Annotated in this window: 9 protein-coding genes; 8 read left to right on the top strand and 1 reads right to left on the bottom strand. The window is 62.0% G+C overall.

All coding sequences use genetic code 11. The features are described 5' to 3' along the window. Together J7G73_RS11475 and J7G73_RS11480 are read left to right on the top strand one after the other, a co-directional pair. A partial coding sequence (locus tag J7G73_RS11475; RefSeq protein ID WP_291246344.1) for an HAD hydrolase family protein occupies positions 1-469 on the top strand: 469 nt, incomplete at its 5' end. A 7-nt stretch (positions 470-476) separates the two neighbouring features. Further along, positions 477-719, top strand: a complete 243-nt coding sequence (locus tag J7G73_RS11480) for a hypothetical protein (RefSeq protein ID WP_087296048.1) — start codon at positions 477-479, stop codon at positions 717-719. Positions 720-788: 69 nt separating this feature from the next. Here J7G73_RS11480 and J7G73_RS11485 read toward each other — a convergent pair whose 3' ends face one another. Beyond that, positions 789-2,138, bottom strand: a complete 1,350-nt coding sequence (locus J7G73_RS11485; RefSeq protein WP_087293326.1) for an MATE family efflux transporter — start codon at positions 2,136-2,138, stop codon at positions 789-791. Between the two features lie 227 nt (positions 2,139-2,365). Here J7G73_RS11485 and J7G73_RS11490 point away from each other — a divergent pair, with 227 nt between their 5' ends. From J7G73_RS11490 to J7G73_RS11515, 6 genes are all read left to right on the top strand, one after another. Next, positions 2,366-3,883: a glycosyltransferase family 39 protein gene (locus J7G73_RS11490; protein WP_291246345.1), complete on the top strand. Its 1,518-nt coding sequence runs from the start codon at positions 2,366-2,368 to the stop codon at positions 3,881-3,883. A 16-nt stretch (positions 3,884-3,899) separates the two neighbouring features. Beyond that, on the top strand, positions 3,900-4,745 hold the full coding sequence (locus J7G73_RS11495) for a hypothetical protein (RefSeq protein WP_291246346.1): 846 nt from the start codon (positions 3,900-3,902) through the stop codon (positions 4,743-4,745). A 129-nt stretch (positions 4,746-4,874) separates the two neighbouring features. Continuing rightward, entirely contained in the window at positions 4,875-5,264 is a 390-nt protein-coding gene (locus J7G73_RS11500; RefSeq protein WP_158097502.1) for a BlaI/MecI/CopY family transcriptional regulator, read from the top strand. Position 5,265: 1 nt separating this feature from the next. Further along, positions 5,266-7,299 carry a M56 family metallopeptidase gene (locus tag J7G73_RS11505; protein ID WP_291246347.1) on the top strand — a complete coding sequence of 678 codons (2,034 nt, stop codon included), beginning with the start codon at positions 5,266-5,268 and terminating at the stop codon, positions 7,297-7,299. 167 nt (positions 7,300-7,466) lie between these two features. Then, positions 7,467-7,748: an autorepressor SdpR family transcription factor gene (locus J7G73_RS11510; RefSeq protein ID WP_087293315.1), complete on the top strand. Its 282-nt coding sequence runs from the start codon at positions 7,467-7,469 to the stop codon at positions 7,746-7,748. Continuing rightward, positions 7,738-8,246: DUF1648 domain-containing protein (locus J7G73_RS11515; RefSeq protein WP_291246348.1), on the top strand; the 509-nt coding region annotated here is incomplete at its 3' end. The genes J7G73_RS11510 and J7G73_RS11515, both read left to right, overlap by 11 nt.

An 8,246-nucleotide genomic window follows, 5' to 3' on the forward strand; every position in this document is an offset into this window, starting at 1 on the left:
CCTGGATGCCGCTGAGGAGTGGGCGCCCCGCAATATGGCCAACTATATGAGGCTGAGCCGCCAGCCGGTGGAGAGCATGCCGGAATTCATTGCCTCTCAGGAGGGCTTTGAGAAATGCACCATGTTCTTTACCAATGAGGAAAATCGGCAGAAGGCCCGGCAGATCGCTCAGCAGATGGGCGGCTTTGCCATTGTGTCCAGTGAAACCAACAATCTGGAAATCAGCGATGAGGGTGCAACCAAGGGCTTGGCTCTGCTGGAGCTGGGCCGGATGCTGGGCCTGGAAAAGAGCCAGGTGATGGCCTGCGGCGACTCGGAAAACGACCTGGCCATGCTGGAATCGGTGGGCCTGGGTGTGGCCATGGGCAACGCGCCCCGCTTCATTCAGGAAAAGGCCGCCGCGGTCACTGCCACCAACGACGAGGACGGCGTGGCCCTGGCACTGGAAAAATACGTGCTGGGCAGGTGATGCAGCAGTGGATTTCCTGCGGGAAAAGGGCATTATTGCGGCGAACCTTTGTCTGATCGCCGGGCTGCTGTTTTTCAGCCCGCTGTTTCTGGTGGGGCTGGCGCTGTGGGCGGTCAGCCTGGCGGTGCACCTGCGCCGGGAATCGGCAAGGGGCATGAAGCTGTTTTACGGTGCTTTGTGCCTGCTGGTGAGCTTGTGGTTTTTGTCGGCGCTGGCCCGGCAGCTGGCGATTCTGGCCGGCTGGATTTGAATAGTAACAGAGAAACAAAAAAGAAGGAGCCCGAACTGCCGGTGCTCCCTGTTTTTGATGAAAACGGAATTACACGGTCTTGATGCGCCGCCAGCCGCCCTGCTTCCAGCGGATGACGAAGATCAGCGCACGCAGGTTTTCGTCCAGCGCAAAGGCGATCCACACGCCCACCAGGCCCAGACCGAAATGGATGCCCAGTAGCCAGGCCACGCCCACGCCCACGATCCACTGGCTGGCGATGCCCACCAGCACCGGGAAGCGCACGTCGCCCACCGCCTGCAGGTTGCGCACCATCAAAATGTTGAAGCAGCGGCCCAGCTCCAGAAAGACCTCCACGATCATCACGTTCCGGCCCAGAGCGATCACCTGAGGGTCGCTGCTGAACAGGCTCAGCAGCGGCTGGGAGAACACCGCCAGCACCGCCGCGATGATCAGGGTGATGGGGGTGAAGGTTTTCAGCACATTCCAGTTCTGCCGGTCTGCCTGGTCAAAGGCCTTCGCGCCCACGCAGTAGCCCACCACGATGGCCACTGCCTGGCTTACCGCACTGATGAGCATGTAGCACACCTGGGCGAACATGGCGCAGTACATGCGGGTGGTCACCGCGAAGGTGCCCATCAGGTTCACGAACACCAGGCTGGTGGACTGGGACAGGTTGTAGGAAAGGCCCTCGCCGCCGGCGGGCAGGCCGATGCCCAGAAACCGCTTGAGCAGGTCGGTGGGGAAGGGCCGCAGCGCCTTCAGGCTCACCCGGGCGTTCTGCACGGTGTGGAAGAAGGCGAAGATCATCATCAGCATACCGGCGGTGCGGCAGATGCTGGTGGAGAGCGCCGCGCCCGCCGCGCCCAGCCGGGGCATGGGGCCGAGACCGTAGATAAAGGCGGTGTTGCCCACGATGTTGATCAGGTTGATGATGCCGGTGCTGAGCATGATGACAAGCATCTTGGCATGGGCCCGCAAAAAGGCGCTGAAGGTGAGCATCAGCGCCTGACAGGGCAGGCTGAGGGCGGTGATGAGCAGGTAGCTTTTCGCCTCCGGCCGGGCCTCCATGGGCACCTGCATAATGCTGAACAGGCCGTCCGCACCCAGCAGCAGGCCGCCGGTGATCACCAGACTCACCGCCAGGTTCAAACAGACCGCCAGGGTGTAGATCTGCTCCACCTTATCGTATTCCCGCGCGCCCAGATACTGGCTGAGCATGATGGTGGCCGCCAGACTGATCACGTTGAAGGTGAGGATCAGGGTGGTCATGATCTGGTTCGCGTTGCCCACCGCGGCAACGGCGGTGGCGTTGTAGCGGCTGAGCATGATCTGGTCGATGTTGCCCACCAGCATCTGCAAAAGCAGCTCGATGAACACCGGCCAGGTCATGGCCAGCAGCGAGAACTCGTGCCCCGCAACGGTGATTTTCTTGTTCAAAACGATTCCCCCTCTTGCCCCGGTGCGTCCCGATAAGCTTAAATCAGAAACATTATAGCGCAAACAAATTTCGCTTTACAGTTGGAAAATCGACGATTTTCACAGAAAGCGCACGAGTAATTTATGCACAATTTTGCCAGTGGCAGGTTTGGTTTACTTTTGCGGGGGTTTGTGTTACCCTGATAAAGGATTTTTACGTGATGATACGCCCAAAAGGAGGATGCTTTTTGAAGAGGACCATTCCCCGCCCCGCCCGGCTGGCTGCCGCCGTGCTGGCGGTTCTGGCGCTGGCCGCGGTGTTTGTGGTGCGGTTTTCCTATTCCACCAGCTTTCTGTATCCGGGATACTGCGGGTTTGATTCCGCCATCTTTCAGACCATCGGCAAGTATTGGGCCCAAGGGTTCACCCCCTATTCCCAGCTGTTTGACCACAAGGGCCCGCTGATCTTCTTTGTGGATGCGGTGGGCTACTGGCTCCACGGCCGGGCGGGAATTTTGGTGGTGCAGACCCTCAGTCTGGCCGCCGCCATCTGGGGGCTGTACCGGCTGGGGCGCACCGCTCTCTCCCGCCCCTGGGCGCTGGGAGCCGCGGCGCTGGCCCTTGTGTATCTGGCCCGCACCTTTGACGAGGGCAACATGACCGAGGAATACAGCCTGCCCTTTCTGGCCGTCAGCCTGTATCTGGCGGCGCGCTGGTGCCTGGCCCGCCGGGACGACCCGGCCGCGCCTCACCCCTGGCAGTGGGCGGTGGTGTACGGCGTATCCTTCGGAGCCGTTTTGATGCTGCGGGTCACCAGTGCGGTGGCGGTGTGCAGCTATGTGCTGGTGATCACGCTGGCACTTCTGGTCAGCCGCCAGTGGAAAAATCTCTTCGCCAACATGGGCGGTTTTCTGGGTGGCTTTGTGCTCATCACCGGCCCCTTTGCGGTGTACTTTGCCTGCAAGGGCTCACTGGGGGATATGTTCTACGGCACCATCGGCTACAACATCTTTTACGCCACCGAATTTTCCATTGCGGAATATTACGCGGGCAATCAGTGGGCGGCCAGCACTCTGAACCGGGTGCTCACCGATTTCGGCGCGCCGCTGTTTTTGCTGGCGGTGCTCTGCATCGCGGCTCTGATCCGGCGGAAAACCGACCTGCTGGCCTGGGGTGGCCTTTTGAGTACGGCGCTGAGCATGTATGTGCTGTTTTCAAACCGCCCCTATGTACATTATTTTATGATCGCGACCCCGCTGATCCCGCTGGCCTTTGTGCTGGCGGCGGAGCTTTTCCGGGGCGGCAAGGGCTGCAAGCTGGCCTGGGCCGCGCCGGCGCTGTGCGGGCTGTGGGCGGTGAGCCTGCTGGTCCGGCTGCCCGGCTGGAACGCGGACAGCTTCATGGCCCGTTACCCCTATGAGGTGCTGGATTACAACAACGCCGCCCGGTCTGTTGCGGCGGTGATTCCGGCCGAGGAGCGGGATTCGGTGCTGGGCTACAACGTGGATGCCCAGTGGTATCTGGCGGCGGACATCCGGCCCTGCCAGCGGTATTTCATCCACCAGGACTGGCAGGCGCAGGACGACCCGGCCATGCGCGCCGAGATCAATGAATCGCTGCGGCAGGACCCGCCCAAATGGCTGGCGGTGGATGGGCCGGTGGAGGCCGGGGTGCAGCAGCTGCTGGATGAACAGTACACCGCTGTGAGCGGCGAGCAGCAGTTTGAGGAATACGGGAACTATGTGCTGTACCGCCGCAACAGCTGAAAGGAGAGAAGACCGCATGAGCGCAAAACGAGGCGTTTTGGCCCTGGCGGCGGCGCTGCTGCTGTTGGCCTGCGGCTGCGCGGGAGAGCAGACAGCTTCACAGGATACGGTGCAGCTGCGTGCAAGGAAGCCGGTGGAGGGTGCCGTGGTGGTGACCCAGCATGTGGGATTATACGACGGATATGAGTATTTCGGAGCCTTCACAGGCGACTGGGCCTTTGTGTATGGGCAGGGCCAGGCAGGCTACCGGGCGGCGGGCGGCGAGTACAAGCCCCTGTACACGGCCGACGCGGATGCGATTCTGCACCAGTACGATGGCCCGGCGGATGAGTCCGGCCTCTGGCAGCGGATGGACTGGATGGCGGAACAATATGCCTATCTGCCCGGCGCTTCCATGGCTCCTTATTGCGCAGACGGGCTGTGGGGCTTCTGCGATTTGAATGGCACCCCGGTGCTGGAAGCGCAGTTTGCCAGCCTGGCGGAGCTGTGGGCCTACCAGGAAACGGTGGCCCCGCCGCTGCCCACCGCCGAACCCCGGCAGCTGCCCGAGGGGGCCGAAACCTGGTGGGAGGACCCGATGGACGAGGGCTTCTATGTGCTGGTGGGGGAGAAGATCCGCCGCTACAACAGCCAGGGCACCGAGCTGACCAGCCAGGCGCTGGCCCGGCTGACTCTGGAAACCGACGATAAGGGCAAAAGCACCCTGACCATCACCGACCAGGACGGCCGCCAGCTGCTGCAGCTGACCAGCACCCAGCCGGACCCGCTGCACACCGACGGCGAACTGCGCTTTGACGGCAACTGGTTCTACTGGAAAACCGACGAGGGCAGCGTGCTGCCCTGCCGCATCACGGTGGAATAACAAAATATAAAACGCGCTGCGAAGTTTCGCGGCGCGTTTTGTTTTTTGGCAAAAGACTTGACAGGCTATATTCTACAATCGTAGAATATAGATAGATACTACAAGTGTAGAAAAATGGAGGTGAACGGGATGGAAAACACGATCAAACGCCTGCCGGACGCAGAGCTGGAGGTCATGAAGGCAGTGTGGGCGGCTGAGGCGCCGGTGGCCCGCACCCAGCTGGAGCAGGTGCTGGGAGGCAAAAAGCAGTGGGCGCCTACCACCATTCTGGCCATGCTCACCCGGCTGGAGCAAAAGGGCTTTCTGGCGCGGGAAAAGCAGGGCCGGGCCTATCTGATCCGGCCGCTGGTGAGCCGGGAGGCATATCTCCAAGTGGAAAGCAAAAGCGCGCTGGGCCGTATGTTCGGCGGCAGCGCGAAAAATCTGATCGCGGCGCTGCACCAGTGCCACGCGCTGAGCCATCAGGAGGTGCAGGAGCTGGCGGATTATCTGGAACAGCTGAAGCAGGAGGACGAGTGAGATGAACGACCTGTTTTTGTCAGTGATTGCGGTGAGCGTCGGAGCAAGCGCGGCGGGCCTGGTGTGGGCACTTGTGCAAAAGCGGCTGGAAAAGCGGGTCTGTGCCCGCTGGCGCTGCCGGGTCTGGACGCTGCTGCTGACGGCATTGCTGGTGCTGCCGCTGGCCGGACTTCTTCCGGAAAGCAAAGCGGTGGCAAATCGTCCTGCTTTCGTTCTGGAGGTGCCCGAGGCAGCAGCACGGCCCATGGGCAGCGGTGAGCGGACGCAGGAGCAAGCCGGGCCCCAGACCCTGCCCTCCGGCGGGACTTTTGTTCCGGCCGGGGAGGAGCCGACACAACCGGGCCGGACACTGCCAAGCCCGCTGACCGTGGCGGCGGCGGTATGGCTGCTGGGCGCGGCGGGAATGCTGGCGGTGCAGATGGCGTCCTACCTTCGCTGGCGGCATGGGGTGAGGCGCTGGGAGCAGCCTGCCCCCGACTGGGTGGAGCCGGTGGTTCGCGCCGCCGCCGTGGAGGCGGGGCTTTCCAGCCTGCCCCGGGTGCGGCAGAGCCCGCTGGGGGCCAGCCCCATGATGGCGGGGCTTGCTTCGCCCACCCTGCTTTTGCCGGTGAAGCTGCCGCCCAAAGAGGAGCTGGCGCTGATTCTGGCCCATGAAATGGCCCACTGCCGCCGACGGGACATCCAGCGCAAGCTGCTGATCCTGCTGGCGCGGGCGGTGCACTGGTTCAACCCGCTGGTCCACTGGATGGCCGGGCAGGCCCAGCGGGAGATCGAGCTGGCCTGCGACGAGACGGTGGCGGCCAGCCGTCCGCCCCAGTGGCGGCAGGCCTACTGCCAGGCGCTGCTCCATGCCATTGATGCTACCGGGCAGCCCGCGCCGGTGCTGTCCACCCGGTTTGCGTTGGAAAAGCAAGAGATCATGCGCCGCTTTGCCCGGGTGATGCGCCCGGTGAAGGGCAAAAAGGGCGCGGCGGTGTTTGGCCTGATGGCCCTGCTTGCTCTGCTGTGCTGCTGCGGGCTGCGGGTGCAGCTGCCCGGCGGGGAGAGTACCTCGGAACCGGCTTCTGCCGCGGTATCCGGCACGGCCTCCGAGTCGGGGACAAGCGCGCCCGCAGAGGAGAACAACGAGCCGCCCGAGACAAAGGAATCCACAGCGGCCCGCATCGCAGAGACCGACCCGCTGACCGCCCAAGGCTACTTAAATGCCTTCGCTCTGGTGGACGCCCTCAAGCACGGCGATCAGCAGGCGGTGAACCGGTGCTTTGCCCTGAGCGGGGAACCGGTGTATGATGCGGGCTTCTACGCTCTTTCAGACCTTTCCGGGCTGGAGCTGAACAGCGGTGCGGTGGGTCTGACCGAACAGGACGGGATCTACCGGGTGTTCGTGGACCTGGATGTGGAAAAGCGGGGCAATACCCCTTTACTGGAGGGCCAGCATACCTACTGGCTTGCGTTCCACGATGGATCGGACAGCTTTTACGACGAAGGCTGCATCTGGAAGATGCAGCCGGAGAGCGACCTTGACCGGCACGGTGTGCCGGGGTTGGATACGGCACAGCTGGAAGAGCTGCAGGATGAAGTAAAGCTGGTGCGGAACTGGCTGAGCCGGGAGGGATTTTCGGATGTGGAGGACATCAGCCCTTACCAGCAGCTGGCCTACCTGTTTGTGCGGATGGAAGAGGAAGGCGAGATTGCACAGGGGCAGACCGTTACCACCAATCAGCTGGCAGATGCAGCCGAGCGTTATCTGGGCATTCTGGACTATCAGCCCGCGCCGGAGGTGCTGGAGCTGATGTGCTACCAGGAGCCGGAAGGCTGGCGGCTGCAGGAGATGGGCGGCCTTTTGGAGGGGCCGGAGCCCGCCTGGCAGTTCACCCAGGTCTACCGGGAAGGGAAGGACTATGTGGTGGTGCTGTGGCAGTGCAGCGACGCCCAGGGTCTGGTGCCGGAATATGGCTACTTCTACCGGATGAACAATACCGAAAACGAGGACGGTGGCTGGCGAGTGGTCAGCTGCGATGTGATGGTCATTTGAGCACAAAAAACAGGGGCGCGGCAAAATTTGCCGCGCCCCTTTCGCTGCCCTTGACAGTACTCTGGACCAGTGTTATACTGAACTTGAAAAGATATTTAGAAAATTATCTAAATATCGAAAAGATAAAAATGAACCGCCCGGACCAGGGCGAAAGGAGGATTGCGATCATGGGGGATGCGTTCAAGGCATTGGCGGACCCGACCCGGCGGCACATTCTGGAGCTGCTCAGCGGCGGAGAGATGACCGCGGGCGACATTGCCGCCCGGTTTCAGATGACAAAGCCGTCGGTCAGCCACCATCTGAGTATTCTGAAGGCGGCGGGCCTTGTTACCGACGAGCGGCGGGGGCAGAACATTGTGTACTGCCTGAACCTGACGGTGTTCCAGGAGCTGATGAAATGGTTTTACGATATGGGGTTTGCCAAGGGAGGCGAAAGCAATGAAAAATAAAAAACTGCTGATCGCGCTGGGGGCGGTGTGTCTGGTGAATTTCATCGCCCATCTGTGCTTTTATCCGGCCATGCCGGACACGGTGCCCATGCACTGGGGCTTTGACGGCCAGGTGGACGGCTGGGGCCCGAAATATATGATTCTGGTCACCGCGCTGATCCCGGCGGTGATTCTGCTGCTGATCGCGGTGGTGCCCAAGATCGACCCCCGCAGCGAGAACTTTCAGAAATTCGGCGGCATCTACCGGGGCTTTCTGGCGGGCATCGTGCTGTTTATGTGCGGCATCAGCTGGCTGAGTGAGCTTACCGTTTACAACGTCTTGCCGGACGGCAGCAGCCTGGTGGGCGTGCTGGTGAGCGGCGGCATCGGCATTCTGTTCATCCTGCTGGGCAACTATATGCCCCGCATCAAGCAGAACTACACCTTCGGCTGCCGCACCCCCTGGGCGCTGGCGGACGAGCACAACTGGAACCGCACCCAGCGCATGGGCGGCATCAC

Origin of the sequence: Allofournierella sp. (genome assembly GCF_017889395.1) — a bacterium.
Taxonomy (GTDB): domain Bacteria; phylum Bacillota; class Clostridia; order Oscillospirales; family Ruminococcaceae; genus Allofournierella.

What these genes read in the sequence shown, in the direction of transcription:
- J7G73_RS11495 (WP_291246346.1), top strand. Translation starts at nt 3,900, where the DNA reads ATGAGCGCAAAACGAGGCGTTTTGGCCCTGGCGGCGGCGCTGCTGCTG.
- J7G73_RS11505 (WP_291246347.1), top strand. Translation starts at nt 5,266, where the DNA reads ATGAACGACCTGTTTTTGTCAGTGATTGCGGTGAGCGTCGGAGCAAGC.
- J7G73_RS11510 (WP_087293315.1), top strand. Translation starts at nt 7,467, where the DNA reads ATGGGGGATGCGTTCAAGGCATTGGCGGACCCGACCCGGCGGCACATT.
- J7G73_RS11500 (WP_158097502.1), top strand. Translation starts at nt 4,875, where the DNA reads ATGGAAAACACGATCAAACGCCTGCCGGACGCAGAGCTGGAGGTCATG.